This is a genomic window from Actinoplanes sp. HUAS TT8 (genome assembly GCF_051380535.1).
Classification (GTDB): Bacteria; Actinomycetota; Actinomycetes; order Mycobacteriales; family Micromonosporaceae; genus Actinoplanes.
Window position 1 is genome coordinate 9,413,211 of record NZ_CP195646.1, and the last position, 16,017, is coordinate 9,429,227.

Consider the following 16,017-nt stretch of genomic DNA (forward strand, 5'->3'; position numbering starts at 1 on the left):
CGCTAGTCGTTGAAGGTGTCGTACTTGATCCGCATCGGCGGCACCTGCAGCTCGGCGAGCTTCGTCAGGGTCGACTTCACCATCCGGCCGGAGCCCGAGACGAAGAAGTCGTGTTCGTTCCACGGGCCGTAACGGGCCACGACGTCCGAGATGTTGCCCTGCTCGCCGGCGAAACCCGGGTCGTCGCTGCACGCGGTCACCACGGAGAGCCAGGGATAGCGGGCGGCCAGCCGGTTGAGATCGGCCAGGTCGTACAGGTCCTCGCGGTTCTTCGCGCCGAAGAAGACGTGCACCCAGCGGGTCCGGTTGTACCGGGTCAACTCCTCCAGCAGCGACTTGATCGGCGCCAGACCGGTACCCCCGGCCACGAACACGGCGTCCCGGGTCGATCTTCGGTCCAGGGTCATCGAGCCCATCGGGGCGGCCAGCTTGATCATGTCGCCCACCTGCAGCTTGCGGACCAGGGCGCTGGACACCCAGCCGGCGCCCAGCGCGCGCACGTGGAACTCCAGCGTGTTGTCCCGCCGCGGGGCGTTCGCCGGCGAGTAGGTGCGCCACAGCCGCGGCTGGTATCGGGTCGCCTCCAGGCTCAGGTACTGGCCGGCGCGATACTCCAACGGCTGCATCGGCAACACCGTGAAGACCGCGATGTCCCGGGACCGGCGCTCGTGCTGAACCACCTCGCCGTACCAATATGGCGGATTCTGATCAGCGTCCGCGCCGGACAGCATCTTCGCCGCGATCACCGCGTACGCGTCGGCCCAGGCCTGGTCGTACTCGACGCCCCACTGCTCGCCTGCGAACGCCCGCATCGACTCGATCAACGCCCCGCCCACCACCTCGTAGTGTTCCGGAATCACGTGGAACTTCCGGTGATCCCGCCCGAGCGCCCGCAGGTAGTCGTCGAAGCGCTCGGGATCCTCCAGGGTCTGCACCGCGGTCACGATCGCGGTCAGCAACCGGGTGCGCTGCACGTCCATATGCACCGGGAAGAGCTCACGAAGGTCCGGGTGCGACAGGAACAGCCGCGCGTAGAAGTAGCCGGCCACCCGGTCCTGATGCTCCTCGACGAGGCTCCAGCTCTCCTTGAGCAAGCGTGCGAGGTCTCCCATGCATTCAGAGTGGTCAGCACAGTCGGGAACACGACGCACGCTCAGTGCGACTCATCACTCGCAGCTTGTCTATATGACCGATTTTGTGCCCTCGTAAAGTTGGCCGCGTGACTCTCGAAGGACAGCAGTCCACCCGATCGGCGTACCCCGCCGAGATAGCCATCGTCCTGCTGCTGTCCCTCGGGCAGTCGGCGATCTGGTCGGTCGTGTCGCTGACCGCCAAACTCACCGCGGGCAAACCACTGGCCAGCCAGACCGCGACGCTGAACCCGACCACGTCGGCGCGGCCCTACCTCGACCTGACCAACCAGCTGCTCGGCATCTTCTTCGACCTGATCCCGGTGCTCCTCGCCTGGTACCTGCTGCGCCGGGACGGGATGCGACCCGGGCGGGACCTCGGCATCGACTACCGGCGGCCCGGCTTCGACGCCGGCTGGGGCGCAGGACTGGCGGCCGGCATCGGGATCCCCGGGCTGCTTTTGGTCTACGCCGCGCTCCAGCTCGGGCTGAGCGCACAGATCGTGCCGAGCGGGTTGAACCCGTACTGGTGGACGATTCCGGTTTTGATCCTCTCCGCGATCCAGAACGCGGTGCTGGAGGAAGTGGTCGTCGTCGGCTACCTGATCACCCGGCTCCAGCAGATCGGTCGCTTCAGGATGCCGCTGATCATCCTCTGCTCGGCCGTCCTGCGCGGGTCCTACCACCTCTACCAGGGCTTCGGCGGCTTCATCGGCAACGTCGTGATGGGCATCGTCTTCGCGCTGTTCTACCTGCGGACAAAACGGGTGATGCCGCTGATCGTCGCCCACAGCCTCCTCGACATCACCGCGTTCGTCGGCTACGACCTGCTGCCCGACTCCTGGCTCAGCTGGCTCGAATACCACCCGTAACGGCGCTCGGCCCGGGTCGCGACCGCCTCGGCCGCGTTCCGGCCACCGAGAACGGCACCGAGCAGGGCTGTCCCCGGCAGGAGCCGATCGGCCAGCCGCAGGGCGGCCCAGGCGGCGCCGCTCCGATAACTCGGCAGAAGAACCAGGATCTCCGCGGCCCGCTCCGGGTCGGTGGGATCCACGCCATACGCGGCGGCCAGGTGCAACACCAGATCCGCATGCGTGATCGCGGCGGTTGCGACAAGAACAATTGGCGCGTACGGACCGGAGACCGCGCTCAGAAGGCTCCGCCGTTCCGCGGCGCGGGTGAACCGGGCCGTGGCCAGGCGAGCCAAAGCCTGCGGGGTGGCCGACGGGTAGGTGGCGCGGGTGTGGGCGGCCCAGGCGGCGGCTCGGGGGCCCAGGGTTTGGACGGCGGCTTCGGACAGGAGCTTGGGGGCGTTGCGGGGGTTGGCCAGTAGGTGAGGCCAGAGGTCCAGCAGCAGTTGATCTGGGGCCTTCGGGGCTGGGGGTGCGCTCGCCTCGGGGGTGGGCTTCACCTCTATTACCGGCGTCACCTCAGTCACCGGGGCCGGAGTTAGTGGTTGGGCTTGCTCGGGAGTCTCGGGATTGGGGGCTTCGGTATTGGGCGGCGTGGCCTTCGGGGGTGTGGCCTTTCGGGCGCGCTTGGTCGGAGCGGCCTTCTTTGCCTGCGTGGTTGGCGTTGCCGCCTCGGGGGCCGGGGTGGTCACGGCCTTCGCCGGGGTGGTCTTCGTGGCGGCGCGGGCCCTCGGGGCGACCTTCTTCGCCGGGGCCTTTTTGGCGGGCTTCTCCGGTGAGGCGGTCTCGCCCGCTTCTTGGCCGGTATTTTCGGCGGCTTTTTCGGCGGGTTTTTCGTCGGCGGGGCGCGCGGGCCGGGGCGGGCGTGTGGTCCTCGGCACGTTCGGCGGGGGCGTGACCTGCTCCGCCGTACTCGAAAGTGGGTTTGATGGTGTCCTTGAAGGGTGACCTTCGGCACTCGCCCCGGGGCGGGGCGGCTGGAAAGTGACCGTCGGCGGCGCCCCGCGGCGCGACGGCCGAGCGGTCGGCTGCTCCGACTCCGGCGCGCTGAAGGGCGCACGCGGATCCCGGGCACGCGGCGTCTGCTTCTCCTCCATCCTGCGCAGCGTAGTCGCAACCGCAACGTTTCGCCTGTTCGCAGCCTTCGCGGCAGATCTTCGGGAGGTTTCGGGCCGACCTCTTTGTGCGGCCCCGAGGGCGTCCGGTATTCTCAATCCTCGGTGGCTCGCAAGGGCCACTGGAGGAGACTTCGCCTAGTCCGGTCTATGGCGCCGCACTGCTAATGCGGTTGGGGTTTTAAAGCCCCTCCCGGGTTCGAATCCCGGAGTCTCCGCGCGAAAGCCGGGTGTGTATGCTGGCTGAGCACTGAGAGAGCGCCCGTAGCTCAATGGATAGAGCATCTGACTACGGATCAGAAGGTTAGGGGTTCGAGTCCCTTCGGGCGCACTTCAAGAATTAGGGTCTGACCTGCGGAAACGCGGTCAGGCCCTTCTTCGTTTCTGACCTCCGTGGGTGTGGGTGTCGCTTGGGTTCCATCACTTTCTGTGACGGTGAGGCGGGTCTGTAGTCCTCGTGCCCGGGCCATGAAAAGGCGGCGGGGGCCCGAATCGAATCCCCGCCGCCTTTCTCGCCGGTGCTACTTCGTGAAAGTGAAGTACTGGTACGGCGCCCACGTGCTGGTGTTCAGACTGTCACCAGAGCTGCCCTTGACGTAGGCGGTGCGGACCCGCAACCGCGTGCCGGTCAGGCCCGAACCGGTCACGTACATCGTGTCGGTGGCGTCGAAGTAGCGGCTGTCCCAGGTCTGCCACTTGCCCTTGACGTAGCGCTGAAGCTGCACGTAGACGTGCCGGTTGGCGGCCCCGGTCATCGACGTGGTGAACCAGGCGCTCCCACTGGTGCGGTAGTAGCGGTACGTCTGGCCGCTGATCTTCGCGGTCTTGTAGTACCGCGACAGCTTCAGCGTGAGGCTGACCTTCGTCCCGACCGTTGCCACCACGGTGCGCGGCGCCGTCCGGGAGTCACCGGGGAACACCACGCTCACCGCGGTGTTGCGGGTCAGCTTGAGGCTCGCGGTGAAGTAGCCGGTCTTGCTGACGGTGCCGCGCTTGACCAGGCGCCGCCCCTGGTCGGTGCCGGCCGGGTCGGCCCAGATCTCCACCGTCCGGCTCTTGTAGGTGGTGCCGAGGCGAGCGGTGAAGGACACCGTCTGGCCGTACGCGTAAGTCTTGCCGTTGTTGGTCAGCGACAGCGCCGGGGTGGTCCGGGAGACCGCCACCGACTTGGTCGTCGATGCCGGGGTGTGGGTGTAGTCGCCGGCGAAAGCGACCTGGTAGACGACCGGCCCGCCGGCCGTCGGGGTGTCGGTGACAGCGAACGAGCCGTCGGCGGCCACCGTCCTGGCACCCAGCGCAATGCCGGTCGGGTGCTCGAGGTCGATCCGGCTGATCGACACCGTGCTGCCGGCGGTCAGCGCCAGCGGCGAGGCCAGCTTGCCGGTGATGGTGAGCGGCTTCGCCAGGGTCGCCGACGTGGGCCCGGCCAGCGTCAGGGTGGACGCCATCCGGGAGACCTCGACCGACGTCGTCGTGGTGGTCGGCAGGTGGGTGCTGGTCCCCGCGTAGGACACCTCGTAGGTCCAAGTGCCCTCGGCCGGCGGGGTGTCGGTGAACGAGAAGTCGCGGTTCGAGTTGGCCTCGAACGTGCCCAGCGGCCTGCCGGAACGGGTGACCGAGACCGTGTTGTCGAGGAACGGGAACCCATCGGACGTCAACCGGCCGGGGATGGTGATCGACTGACCCGGCAACGCCGTGGTCGGCCCGAAGAGGGTCACCGTGGACACGGCCCGGGCCACCTGGACCGCCGTGGTCGCTGACGCCGACAGGTGGGTGGCGTCACCGGCGTACGAGACCTGGTAGGTCGCCGTGCCGTCGGACGGCGGAGTGTCGACGAACGAGAAGGAGCCGTTGTCGCCGATCGGGATGTCACCCAGCGACGCACCGTTTCTGCTGAGCGCGACAGCGGTGCCGGCGGGCAGGCTCAGCGACGAGGTCAGCGTGCCGGTGAGGGTGACCGGCGCGGCCGGGACCGGGGTCGGCGGCCAGGCGCTGAAGGTCAGCTTCGTCGGTGACTGCTTCGTGTTCGCGTAGGCGTTGAACCGGAACACGTTGCCGTTGGACGAGACGCCGAACAGGCGGTCACCATTCGGTTCCCAAGCCAGCCCGCGTTCCCGCCCAACCCCGCGGTTCTCGGGTTTGAGCTCGGTGATCAGTTCGCCGGACGGGGCGTAAATGTGCACGATCGCCTGCTGCGGGGCCAAGCTGCCGCCGGCGATGGAACCGTCGGCGGCGAAATCGACGGCGTTCGCGAAGCCCTCGTACTGCAGCCGTTGCTCGGTCTGAAGATTGCTGACGTCACGCAGCACGATGCCGAAGCTGTTCGGGGGGACCGTGGCGATCTTTTCTCCGTCCGGTGAGATCGCCATATCGGCGACCTCACCGCCGCCTTCCACGGCCGCCGCCTCGGTGATGGTGTCACCGGAGACGTCGAGGACGGCGATCTTGCCATCGGAAGCCACGCCGATCCGGTTCGGCTTGGCCGCGGCGGTGGCCAGCTCGGCTCCGCGACGCCCGGTCCGGTACCGATCCAGCAGCACCGTCGGAGGCTCGGTGGACGGATCGATGGTGCCGAGTTCGGAGGGATTGCCGTCTGTGTAGGAGAACCAGATCCGGTCGCCGGCAATGGCTACGTCTCCCGGCGCGACCGCGCCGGTGGAGTACTTGGCGGCCTGGTCCAGAGTGGTGGTGTCCAGCGCGAAGATCGCCGACTCGCGCAGCGACGTCACGTAGAGCCGCGACGAGTCCGGGGCGAGCGCCAGACTGTTCGCGTCGTTGACCTGCGCGGCGGCGAGCTGGTTACCGCTGTAGTCGGTCGCGATGACCCGGCCACTGTCCGGATCACTGATGAAGACCCGCTCGTGCACACCGTCGACGATGAGGTCGCCGACCGAAGTGATGGCGAGGATCGGGCCGGGATCGGCCGATGCCGGGCCGGCGGCGACGATCGTCAACCCGGTGGTGCTGGTCAGCACGGCGATGGCGGCAGCGCCGAGCCTTCTTCTACTCATTGGTCCCCCGTGGATGGTGACGCTCGAACGCGCCGAAGTCCGACCGCGACGCTACATCGAAGATCACCAACGGGGATCGGACGAAAGGACGATCCGCACCCGACCTGTCGTAACGGTCCGGTTTCGCCTGACTCGCGCGGCCGTCATCGGGACGGGCCGGCGGAGCATCCCTGGGTCATGCGCGACCACTGGTCATCTGACTGCGAATCAGAAGGTTAGGGGTCGAGCCCCTTCGGCCGCACAAACAATCAAGGCCGTGTGGGGCGGTAGCGTGCCTGGGTGCTGCCGGCCGGGGCCCTGGGTCGATGGTCACGACTTCACCAGTCAGGCGATGGCTGCGCTGGCTGGGGGTTGTGCGGACAGCGCGGCGCGCCCGGCGGAGTTGGTCCGGCGGGCGCAGGCGCGGGTGGGGAGTGGGCTGGTCAGCTTGCCGGGTGGGCGTAACCGGAGATGCCCGTGGTGCCGCGGCGAACCACACGGGTCGAGATCTTGTTGGCGTAGTTGCCGTCCACGGTGGTGACCGACGAGGCGTCGACGGCGACGACCACGCCCACGTGGTCGTTTGAGGTGCTGCCGCCGAAGTTCCAGCCGATCACGTCGCCCGGCTGGACGCCGGTCAGCGACGAACCGGCGTGCCAGGTGCCGCGTCGGGTGCCGTAGGACTGGAAGCTGACCGCGCCGGGGGTCAGGCCTGCGGTGTTCGCGCCCGCCCGGCCCCACACCCAGCGGGCGAAGTCGGCGCACCAGGCCTCGGCCCGCCAGCCGTTGGCGCACTTGGCGCCGGTGCCGAGCGACCCCGAGTAGTAGTTGCAGTTCGTGCCGGTCTCGTGGTTCCGCGCGGAGTTCGCGGCCTCGCCACGGGCCAGGGTGGCGATCCGGTCGCCGAGGCCGCTGCCACTGCCCCCGCTCTGCGCGCCGGAGGCCCAGCGGGCGACGTGACCGGAGGCGTAGACCACGATGTTGCCGTCGTCCTGCACCTCCACGCCGGCATTCGGGTTGCCGCTGGTGCCGGTCGCCCAGACGGCCACGTTGCCGGGTGCGACGACGACCAGGTTGCCATCGGTCTGCATCCGGGCGATCGACCCGGCCCGGTTGGTGCCGGTGGCCCAGACCGCGCGGTTGCCGGGCGCGTATTCGACCAGGTTGCCGTCGGACTGCATGCTGAGCACGAACTGCCCGTTCGGTGACACCAGGCGGGCGCCCGCGCCGAGTTGCTCACCCGCGTTGAGCCGGGCGGTGCCGGCCGCGGCGTGGGCCGGGGCGGCGGCGAGCGGGAGAAGACCCAGGGCCAGAACGGCGCTGCTGATCCGGGCGATGAGCTTGTTCATGATCACTCCTCAGGAGGGTGCGTTCTCGACGAGAGGAGTGGACCCCGGACGGCGGGGTGCCCGGCAGTACAGGGGTGCATCACCGCGAGGTCAGGAGGTGGCCGGCGTGCTGTCGTTCCGCGTCCGCTGGTGTTGACCCGCGGAGGTGTCCGGGGCGCTCCCGCCGAACCATCCGTGGATCCTTTCGCGGCGCAGGTGGGTGCGTTCGCGGCGGTGTTCGGCGGCGAGCCGGGCTGCGGTCGTGGGGCGCAGGTTCTTGGCCGTGCGCAGGGCGGTGGCCCGGCCCGGCGGACAGGCGGCGACCAGCGCGGTGAAGAGCTCCTGGAGGCGGTAGGCGCGCAGGGCGGAGTATCCGACAACCGGGCCGGGCAGCCGGGCGCGGCGGTCCTCGACGATCTCCAGCAGATGCTGTTCCTGCCGCTCCGAGGGGAGATTCGGGCCGGTTTCCCAGTCGCCGGGGGCGATCAAGTCGACCTGGTTGACGCCGAAGACGAGGTGATCGCGGGGTGGGCGCAGGACGTCGAGATAGGACTGGTCGAGGGCCAGGCCTCGCCCGCGGGCGGTGAGCACCCACAGCAGCACGTCGCAGCGTGGCAGGTGGGTGGCGTACTCACGCAGATAGCCGGGATCCCGGTGGGCGTCCTCGCCGAGGCCGGGCGCGTCCAGGACGGTGAGCCCGGCCAGTTCGAGGTAGCGGAACTGGTGGGTGCCGGCGGTGCTGTGGCTGACCGGCAGATCGGCACCGAAGAGGGCGTTCAGGGTGCTGGACTTGCCGGTGCCGGAAACCCCGAGCACGCCGATGGTGGGCACGTGTGTGGACATGTCCCACCCTGGGCGTGATCGCCTCCCGGGCGACAGTGCGGGGGTGAACTGTCAGGCCGGGCCGGGGCAGTCGTTGCCGGTGTTACCGGAGACCCGCACGAATCGACGGTTGGCCAGTTCGGCGCCGGTGTCGGCGAGCCTCCTGAGTGCGGCGTCGGAGTTCCGGGCGGCCTGGGCGTCGCCCAGGTCGACGGCGAACAGGCCGACCTCGTACTGCTGACCGATGTCGCCGGGGAAGTACTCGGCGCCGCGCCAGGACGACAGCGTCGAGGGGTCGGTCCAGCCGAAGGTGTATTGGGCGTACCACACGTCGGGTTCGTCGTTGTCCAGGTTCCGGGCAGCGAGGATGAGAGTCTTGCCGGCAGCGAGTGTTGCTGTTCCGGAGAGATACGCGCAGTTGAGCACGTCACTGCCGGCCGACGGCGAGGAGATCTTGCCGGAGCTGGTGGTGGCGGCGGCGGTTGTGGCGGCAGCGGTCGTCGTCCTGGTCACGGTGGCCTTGGTGGTGACCGAGCCCTCGGTCGGGACCGGGACCGGCCCGGTGGTGACGCCGGACGCGGCGGTGATATCCGTGGTCGCGGCGATCGCGCCGCCGGAGGGCGTGAGGCCACCCGGGGACGGCAGACTGGTGCCGGCCGGCGTCGCGACGGTGACCGACGGGAGCGGCGTGGGGCCGTCGGTTCCGGCTCCGGCGGTGCTGGTCGAGGCCGGCCGCCACGGGGCGGCCAAGGCTATTCCGCCGCCGATCGCGCCGAGTGCGAGCGCCGCGGCGAGGACCGGCCACCGGCGCCACGATTTCGGTGCACCGGAGCCGGCGGCGCTGTTCGGCGTCATCGAAATACCGTCGTCGTGCGGTGCGCCGGAAGAGCTGTCGCCGGAGGGGCGGGTGTGATGGCGCGTACCGGAGATGGTGGCGCTCAGGGCGAGGGGCTGCAGCTGCGTGGCCCACGCCGGGCCGCTGTCCGGCCGGCTGGCCGGATCCGAGCGCAGCATCGCGAGCACGTGCGCCACCAGGGCGTCCGGGTCGGCCACCCCGGCGGTCCGGGCGACCGCCCGGATCCGTGGTGCGACCAGGTCGGGCAGCGCCGCTCCGGCCGCCGGCGGGTCCTCGCCGAGCAGGCAGAACACGGCCAAGGCGCCGAGCGCGTACCGGTCCCCGGCGGCCTCTCGCGGCCGGTACGGGTTACGCAGGATCTCCGGCGCGGTGTACGCCGCCGTGTGCATCCCGGCCGGGTCGAACCCGTCGTCGAGGGTCCGCATCCCACCCACGTCGATGAGCACCACGCCACGGGCCGGGTTGACGATGCAGTTACCCGGTTTCACATCGCGGTGCAGGCTCGGGTTACCCGACGCCCGGCTCGCCACGTGCAGCTCGTGCAGCGCCTCGGCGACCTCGCGGACGTACTGCATGCGCTGCCCGATGGTGGCCGCGGTGGCCGGCTCGCCGCCGAGCAGGTCGGCCAGGGCCGGGCCGTCGATCCACTCCATCACCAGGTACGGCACCGGAATGTCGTCGCCCGGCTCGTCGCGGCGGTGCGGTGGCGCGCCGACGAACACCTCATTGAGCCACACCACTCGTTCCAGGTGCAGGTGCTGCAACAACACCGTGCGGTCCTGCCAGCGCTGCAGCGTCTCCGGGGACGGCCAGTCCGCGCCGGTTCCCTCCGGACGGTGCAGCACCTTGACGGCCAGCGGCACGGCCGAGCGCAGTTCTCCGCGGTAACTGGCTCGCCAGGTGATCCCCTCGCCGCCGCGCCGGCCCTCGCCGAGCAGCTCGAATCGGTCCGGCGCCTCGGCCGGTCCGGCGAACAGACCGTTCGGTCGCGGTGCGGGCAGCGCTGGTGGGCCCTCAGTCGCCGCGCCGGTCTCCGCGCCGCCCGGGCCGTCGACTGACGCGCCGCCCCCGGGGCCGTCGGTTGCGGGGCCGGTCTCAGTGTCCACGAGGATCTCCCAAATCGGATCGGGTCACCCAGCTGTTCCACAGTGCCCACCGGGCCAGCGGCAGCCGGAAGTCCTCGGTCGGGTGGTGTTCGTCGGAGACCAGGCCGGGGATGCCGTAACCGGACAGGTTCTCCCGGAGGAGCTTGAGGACGTTGCGGACGTACTGCGGGCTCAGCGCGAGGCGGTCGCCGATCTCGGCATACGTCGCCGGTCGCGCGGCCGTACCGGACGCGGTCAGCAGCGGGCGGCACAGCTCGACCATGACGCGGTGCTGGGCCGCGGTGAACTGGCCGGGCCCGGTGAAGGTGTCCGCCGACCGGGTCGCCGGGTCCTGGGCCAGGGCCGGCCGCAGCGCCGCCGCGTCGATCTCGACGCTCTCCTCGGCCACCGACCCGGCCAGCACGATCGTGAATCGCGTGAACGGCGGACGGGCGGCCGCGCCGGGCGCCACCACCTGGTCCTCACCGGCCGGTGGCCGGACCACGAACGGTTTCGTCTCGGAGGTGTTGCTGACCAGGACAGCGCCGTTGACCAGCTCCAGGGCCACCGCCCACCGGGAGAAGTGGCTGTCGTCGGGAAGCCGGACGGTGCACCCGGTGCTGCGTCCGACGGTCAGCTTCTCGCCGGTGTTCAGGGTCCAGTGCCGGGTGCGATGCCGGACGGTTGCCGCTGGGCCTTCCAAAGCACCACCTTCTGGTCAGGGATCCGCCGACGGGCGTCGCAGTTTTGCAGGGCGGCCCCGCAGATCACCAGACGTCAACGGCAAACCGGCACATACGTCCGCCCCCTTTCACCCTTCGGGTGCCCGACGGTTGACCCCTGGACTACGAACCGGGGCCCGATTCGCCTTGACTTCGGCTGTCAACGCGACGCCGACACCTGAAAGGGCACCCCGATGCGACTCCTCAAAGCAGCTCTCGCCGTTGCCACCGCCGTCCTCGCCGGCAGCGCCGTGCTTTCCGTCCCGGCCTCGGCCGCGGCGAACAACTCCTGGCTCAACCCCGGCGAGGCGCTGCGCTCGGGCCAGCGGGTCGCCTCCGCCGACGGCCAGTACGCCCTGGTCATGCAGGGCGACGGCAACCTGGTCATGTACGCCCCCGGCAACCGGGCGATCTGGGCCACCGGCACCAACCGGGCCGGGTCGGACGTGCAGATGCAGACCGACGGCAACCTGGTGATCTACACGCCGGCTCCGAACCGGGTACCGATGTGGGCCAGCGGCACCCGCGGCAGCCTGCGCCTGGAGATGCAGACCGACGGGAACGCGGTGCTGTACACGACGAACGGGCACGCCGCGCAGTGGTCGACGGCCGGCATCACCGACCGCAACAACATCGGCCAGGTCCGGTACAACGGGTACGTCGCCATGCGGGACCGCGGCTGGGCCGACTCGGAATGGTCCTGCCTGCAGACTCTCTGGAACGGCGAGAGCGGCTGGCGCTGGAACGCCCGCAACGCTTCGTCCGGCGCCTACGGCATCCCGCAGGCCCTGCCCGCCACCAAACTGGCCAGTGCCGGAGCTGACTGGCGAGACAACCCGGCCACCCAGATCTCCTGGGGTCTGACCTACATCCGCGGCGTCTACGGCACCCCGTGCACCGCACTGACGCGGTGGACCCAGCGCTCGCCGCACTGGTACTGACCGGGCCAGCGGGTCGGGTGGGGTCGACTTTGTTGTCACGGGGCAAGAAGCCGGACCTTTTCGCCGGGGAATCCTGATGAGTCGGTGGAGCGCCCGTTTTCGATGGTTCGGCCTGTTCCAAAACGTCGTTGACCTGCTAAAACGCTGACCCGGGAGCCGTTCTGGCGACTTAGGGTGATCGACATGGCACTCAATGCGATTGACGGAGCTTCGGGACCCCGACGACGTTGGCTGCGCGGCCCCACACTCGTCGGAAGGTCCGTCCTGGCCGGCCTGCTCGTCGGGGTGGCGGCGACGGCGGTGCTCGACACACCGGCCCGGGCCGACCCTCCGATCGCCACCGAAACGGGCACGGTCGACACATCGACGCCGTGGACGGATGCGCCGGGACGGATCGCGGTGTCGCCGAACGGGACGTATATCTGGGCGACCGACTTGAGCAAGGCCAACCTGCTGCATATGACCGGCACCGGGAGCCCGCCGACCTACGCGAATCAGTACATCCCGGCGAGCAATCCCTGGGGTTTGGCCTTCAGCTCGGACAGCAACACTCTGTATGTCACCACCGGCACACCCAGCCGAATTCTCCGGATAAATCCCTCCGACGGAAATTTGGTGGGAAGCACCTTCACCGGTTCCAGCCAGTACAACAACGCGGAACAGCCCAAGGGCATCACGGTGGCCAGGATCGGCGGCGCCGACATTCTCTACGTCGCGAACTCCGGCGTACGCCAGGTGGCGGTGTTCGACGCACTCGGCGTGGCGGTCAACAACAACCCGACCATCACCACGAACGGCAATCCGATCGCGGTGGCCGCGAGCGCCGACGGCAGCCGGGTCTTCGTCGGCGAGGACAACGGTGTCGTCCAGATGATCGACACCAGTACCAACACCATCGTGGCCACGGCCGGCACGGCGCATACCTACGGCAGCGGCATCGTGAACGACCTGGTGGTGTCCGGCAACGTCCTGCTGGCCGCGGCCGACGGGGACACCCTTGACCAGTCGACGCCCGGCTTCATCGACGCGTACGCCATCGGTGCCAACTCCCTGGAGCCGCTGCTGTCGTCGGATCAGGTCACCGATGGTTCGTTGCGGTTCACGCAGCTCGCGCTCTCGCCGGACGGGCAGACCGTCTACGGGGCCAGCGGCGGGCAGACCCCGTCGGCCAAGCTGTTCGCCTACAACGTGAGCGATTTCAGCAGCAGCACCCTGTCGTCGGTGACGGCCCTGGGAAGTGCCGTGCCGGTCGGTACGGACATCTGGGGCGTGACCGCGGCGCCGACCGGGGCAAAGCTGTACGTGACCAGCGCCGGGCCGGGCACGATGAGCTCGTACGGTGCGTTGCACGTCTTCTCCACCGCCGCCGCACCGGGCACGCCGCGGAACGTGGTGGCCGCCGCCGGCAACCGGTCCGCGGTCGTGACCTGGGACGCGCCGCAGTCGTCGGGCTCGTCGTCGATCTCCGGGTACACCGTCACATCGAACCCTGACGGCCTGACGTGCACCGCGCTAGCCCCGCGGACCTGCCGGGTGAACGGCCTGACCAACACCACGGACTACACGTTCCGGGTGACCGCGACGAACGGTGAGGGCACCGGCTCCTACGGCACCAGTAATCAGGTGACTCCGGACGCCGTCCCGTACGGCTATCACCTGAACTTCTTCGCCGGCCGTGGGAGCCGGGGCGACCCGTCCGGCACCGTCGTGCCGACCAGCGACTACGTCGGTTACGTGCAGGGCCTGGCGGTCAACGCGGCGGGTGACGTCTACATCGCCGACCGGTATCACGACCGGGTGGAGAGGGTCGATCACGCCACCAACCGGATCACGGTCGTCGCCGGCACCGGGATGAACGGCGCCCCGACCGGCACGGCTGTCGCGGCGACGTTGACATCGCTGAGCAATCCGCGGGCGGTGGCGCTGGCGCCCAACGGTGACTTCTATATCGCGGACACCGACAACAGCCTGCTGGAGAAGGTCGCCGCGAGCGACAGCAAGCTGTACGTGGTGGCCGGCACCGCGAGCCCGGGCCTGCCGACGGCCGGCACCGCGACCGGCTCGCCGTTGCTCCAACCGGCCGGCGTCGCTGTCGACCCGGCCGGGGCCAACGTGTACATCGCCGACTCCGGCAACTCACTGATCGAGAAGATCAACGTGTCGACCGGGGAGTTGTCGATCGTCGCCGGACGGCGGGGCTACAGCGGCACGCCGACCGTGCCCGGCGCGGCGACCGGCTCGAACCTCGACCACCCGCGTGGTGTCGCGGTCGACGACGACGGCAACATTTTCATCGCCGACACCGCCAACCATCGGATCGAGCGGGTCGATCACACCACCGGGGCGCTGACGTACGTCGGTGGCACCGGGACCGGTGGACTGCCGACCGACAACGTCGTGGCCACCACCAGCAACCTCGGTGATATCTACGCCCTGGCACTGGGCCCGGACAACGCGCTGTACCTGGCCGATGCGACGAGCAACGTGGTCGAGCGGATCGATCTGGGGAGCGGGATCCTCAACGTGATCGCCGGGGCCGCCGGTGTCGCCGGTGCGCCGACCGATGACGTCGATGCGGCCGCCTCCATGCTGAAGACCCCGCACGGGGTGGCGGTGAGTGCGACCGACGGGGCGGTGTACGTCGCCGACAACGGCAACAAGCGGGTGCACAAGCTGACCTCACCGCCCCGGGTGCCCGGTCGTCCGACCGGACTGACTACCCGGCCGAACGACCTGGTGTCGCCCGTGTCGTTCACCAAACCGGTGTTCACCGGGGGCAGCGCGATCAGCAGTTACGAGTTCACCACCGACAACGGGGCCACGCAGCACACCCTGCCGACCAGCGGCACCGGCACCACCCTGACCGGCTCGCCGACCGGGCTGGCCGGCGGGGCCAGCGTCACCATCAAGGTCCGGGCCCGGAACACCACCGGCGCCGGGGCGTGGTCGGAGGCGACGACGTTCGTCCCGGACACCGTTCCGGATGCTCCGGGGGCTCCGGTCGCGGTGCCCGGGCTCGGGTCGGCGACGGTCACCTGGGGTGTTCCGGCCAACGCGGGCAGCGCCATTCTGGGGTACTCGGTGACCCCGTACCTGGGCAGCTCCGCGCAGCCCACCACGTGGTACCCGGCCACGGCCCGGTCCGCGTCGATCACCGGTCTGACCGCGGGCCGGGGGTACACGTTCAAGGTCGGGGCGAGCAACTCGGCCGGGGAGGGCCCGGCCAGTCTGGCCTCCAACGAGGTGGTGCCGACCTCGCCGTCGCCGTCCCCATCGGCTTCGCCGAGCCCGACGGTCGGCCCGAGCGTTTCGCCGAGCCCGGGTGACACGCCGACCACGCCGGGCACCAGCCCGACGCCGAGCCCGACGACGACGCCGACCACCCCGCCCAAGGTCGAGCTCGACCTGAACCTGGGGACCAACCAGAAGCTGTCCGGGTCGAAGGCGACGCTGAGCGGTGGTGGTACGCAGCCGCGCACCGGCTTCTATCTGACCCTGCACTCGGATCCGGTCCTGCTCGCGTCGGGCACGACCGACGACAAGGGCTCGTTCAACGCCGTGGTCACCATGCCGACCAAGGCGTGTGTGGCCGGCGGCCTGCACCAGCTGGAGCTGACTGCCACCGCGGCCGACGGCAGCCCGATCAAGGACACCAGCTGGATCGTGCTCGACGCGAACTGTGGGGCGCAGACCGGGAGCGGGACCAGGCCGCCGTCGAGCGTGGTGTCGCTGGGGAGCGTGCTGTTCCCGTATCAGAGCACGAAGTTGTCGGCCTCGGCCAAGAGGAGCCTGAAGGTCAAGGCGGCCGCGGCCAAGGGCGCCGGCCTGATCACCCTGACCGGGTACACGACGACCGACCGGAAGTCCACGTCGGCGATCGCCGCGGTACGGAAGTTGTCCCGGCAGCGGGCGGCGGTGGTCAGCTCGTACCTGAAGTCGTTGGGGGTCACCTCCAGGATCAAGGTGGTCGGGGTCGGCGACAGCGCGGCCAAGAAGCCGAGGTGGACGAAGTACAACCGGCGTGTGGTGATAACCGTCAAGTACTGATCGACGGGCGCGGGTCCATGTGTCGTCCTCCTGCTCATCGGATGCTCATCGGCGGGCGGGAACCTCGAAC

11 protein-coding genes and 3 tRNA genes are annotated in these 16,017 nt (G+C 69.6%); 7 read left to right on the forward strand and 7 right to left on the reverse strand.

Going from position 1 to position 16,017, the window contains the following annotated elements:
- Nucleotides 1-2: 2 nt before the first annotated feature.
- A complete protein-coding gene (locus tag ACSHV8_RS41925) occupies nucleotides 3-1,112 on the reverse strand; it encodes a globin domain-containing protein (RefSeq protein ID WP_436525353.1) in 1,110 nt (369 codons plus the stop codon).
- A gap of 107 nt (nucleotides 1,113-1,219) precedes the next feature.
- Here ACSHV8_RS41925 and ACSHV8_RS41930 point away from each other — a divergent pair, with 107 nt between their 5' ends.
- On the forward strand, nucleotides 1,220-2,002 hold the full coding sequence (locus ACSHV8_RS41930) for a CPBP family intramembrane glutamic endopeptidase (RefSeq protein WP_436525355.1): 783 nt from the start codon (nucleotides 1,220-1,222) through the stop codon (nucleotides 2,000-2,002).
- Here the strand turns inward: ACSHV8_RS41930 and ACSHV8_RS41935 are convergent.
- Complete coding sequence (locus ACSHV8_RS41935) at nucleotides 1,951-2,568, reverse strand: hypothetical protein (protein ID WP_436525357.1); 618 nt, start codon at nucleotides 2,566-2,568, stop codon at nucleotides 1,951-1,953. The two genes, ACSHV8_RS41930 and ACSHV8_RS41935, sit on opposite strands and share 52 nt — an antisense overlap.
- Before the next feature lie 127 nt (nucleotides 2,569-2,695).
- Between ACSHV8_RS41935 and ACSHV8_RS41940 the strand changes: the two genes are divergently transcribed.
- From ACSHV8_RS41940 to ACSHV8_RS41950, 3 genes are all read left to right on the forward strand, one after another.
- Nucleotides 2,696-2,989 (forward strand): hypothetical protein, encoded by a 294-nt coding sequence (locus tag ACSHV8_RS41940; RefSeq protein WP_436525359.1) that lies wholly within the window; start codon nucleotides 2,696-2,698, stop codon nucleotides 2,987-2,989.
- Between the two features lie 294 nt (nucleotides 2,990-3,283).
- A tRNA-Ser gene (locus ACSHV8_RS41945) sits at nucleotides 3,284-3,374 on the forward strand.
- Between the two features lie 40 nt (nucleotides 3,375-3,414).
- Nucleotides 3,415-3,487: transfer RNA gene (locus ACSHV8_RS41950), tRNA-Arg, on the forward strand.
- Nucleotides 3,488-3,677: 190 nt separating this feature from the next.
- On the opposite strand, the gene ACSHV8_RS41955 is transcribed toward ACSHV8_RS41950, so the two are convergent.
- Nucleotides 3,678-6,167, reverse strand: coding sequence for a hypothetical protein (locus ACSHV8_RS41955; RefSeq protein WP_436525361.1), 2,490 nt, complete (start codon nucleotides 6,165-6,167; stop codon nucleotides 3,678-3,680).
- 179 nt (nucleotides 6,168-6,346) lie between these two features.
- Here ACSHV8_RS41955 and ACSHV8_RS41960 point away from each other — a divergent pair.
- A tRNA-Arg gene (locus ACSHV8_RS41960) sits at nucleotides 6,347-6,408 on the forward strand.
- A gap of 181 nt (nucleotides 6,409-6,589) precedes the next feature.
- On the opposite strand, the gene ACSHV8_RS41965 is transcribed toward ACSHV8_RS41960, so the two are convergent.
- From ACSHV8_RS41965 to ACSHV8_RS41980, 4 genes are all read right to left on the reverse strand, one after another.
- A complete protein-coding gene (locus tag ACSHV8_RS41965; protein WP_436525363.1) occupies nucleotides 6,590-7,495 on the reverse strand; it encodes a CHAP domain-containing protein in 906 nt (301 codons plus the stop codon).
- A 90-nt stretch (nucleotides 7,496-7,585) separates the two neighbouring features.
- Nucleotides 7,586-8,317, reverse strand: coding sequence for a GTPase family protein (locus ACSHV8_RS41970; protein WP_436525365.1), 732 nt, complete (start codon nucleotides 8,315-8,317; stop codon nucleotides 7,586-7,588).
- Between the two features lie 51 nt (nucleotides 8,318-8,368).
- Nucleotides 8,369-10,258, reverse strand: a complete 1,890-nt coding sequence (locus ACSHV8_RS41975; RefSeq protein WP_436525367.1) for a serine/threonine protein kinase — start codon at nucleotides 10,256-10,258, stop codon at nucleotides 8,369-8,371.
- The gene (locus ACSHV8_RS41980) at nucleotides 10,248-10,940 is read right to left on the reverse strand and encodes a hypothetical protein (RefSeq protein ID WP_436525369.1); all 693 of its coding nucleotides are present in this window, start codon (nucleotides 10,938-10,940) and stop codon (nucleotides 10,248-10,250) included. The genes ACSHV8_RS41975 and ACSHV8_RS41980 overlap by 11 nt, the downstream gene beginning before the upstream one ends.
- A 213-nt stretch (nucleotides 10,941-11,153) precedes the next feature.
- Between ACSHV8_RS41980 and ACSHV8_RS41985 the strand changes: the two genes are divergently transcribed.
- Nucleotides 11,154-11,900 carry a hypothetical protein gene (locus ACSHV8_RS41985; protein ID WP_436525371.1) on the forward strand — a complete coding sequence of 249 codons (747 nt, stop codon included), beginning with the start codon at nucleotides 11,154-11,156 and terminating at the stop codon, nucleotides 11,898-11,900.
- Between the two features lie 183 nt (nucleotides 11,901-12,083).
- Nucleotides 12,084-15,947 (forward strand): fibronectin type III domain-containing protein, encoded by a 3,864-nt coding sequence (locus ACSHV8_RS41990; RefSeq protein WP_436525373.1) that lies wholly within the window; start codon nucleotides 12,084-12,086, stop codon nucleotides 15,945-15,947.
- Nucleotides 15,948-16,017: the final 70 nt, after the last annotated feature.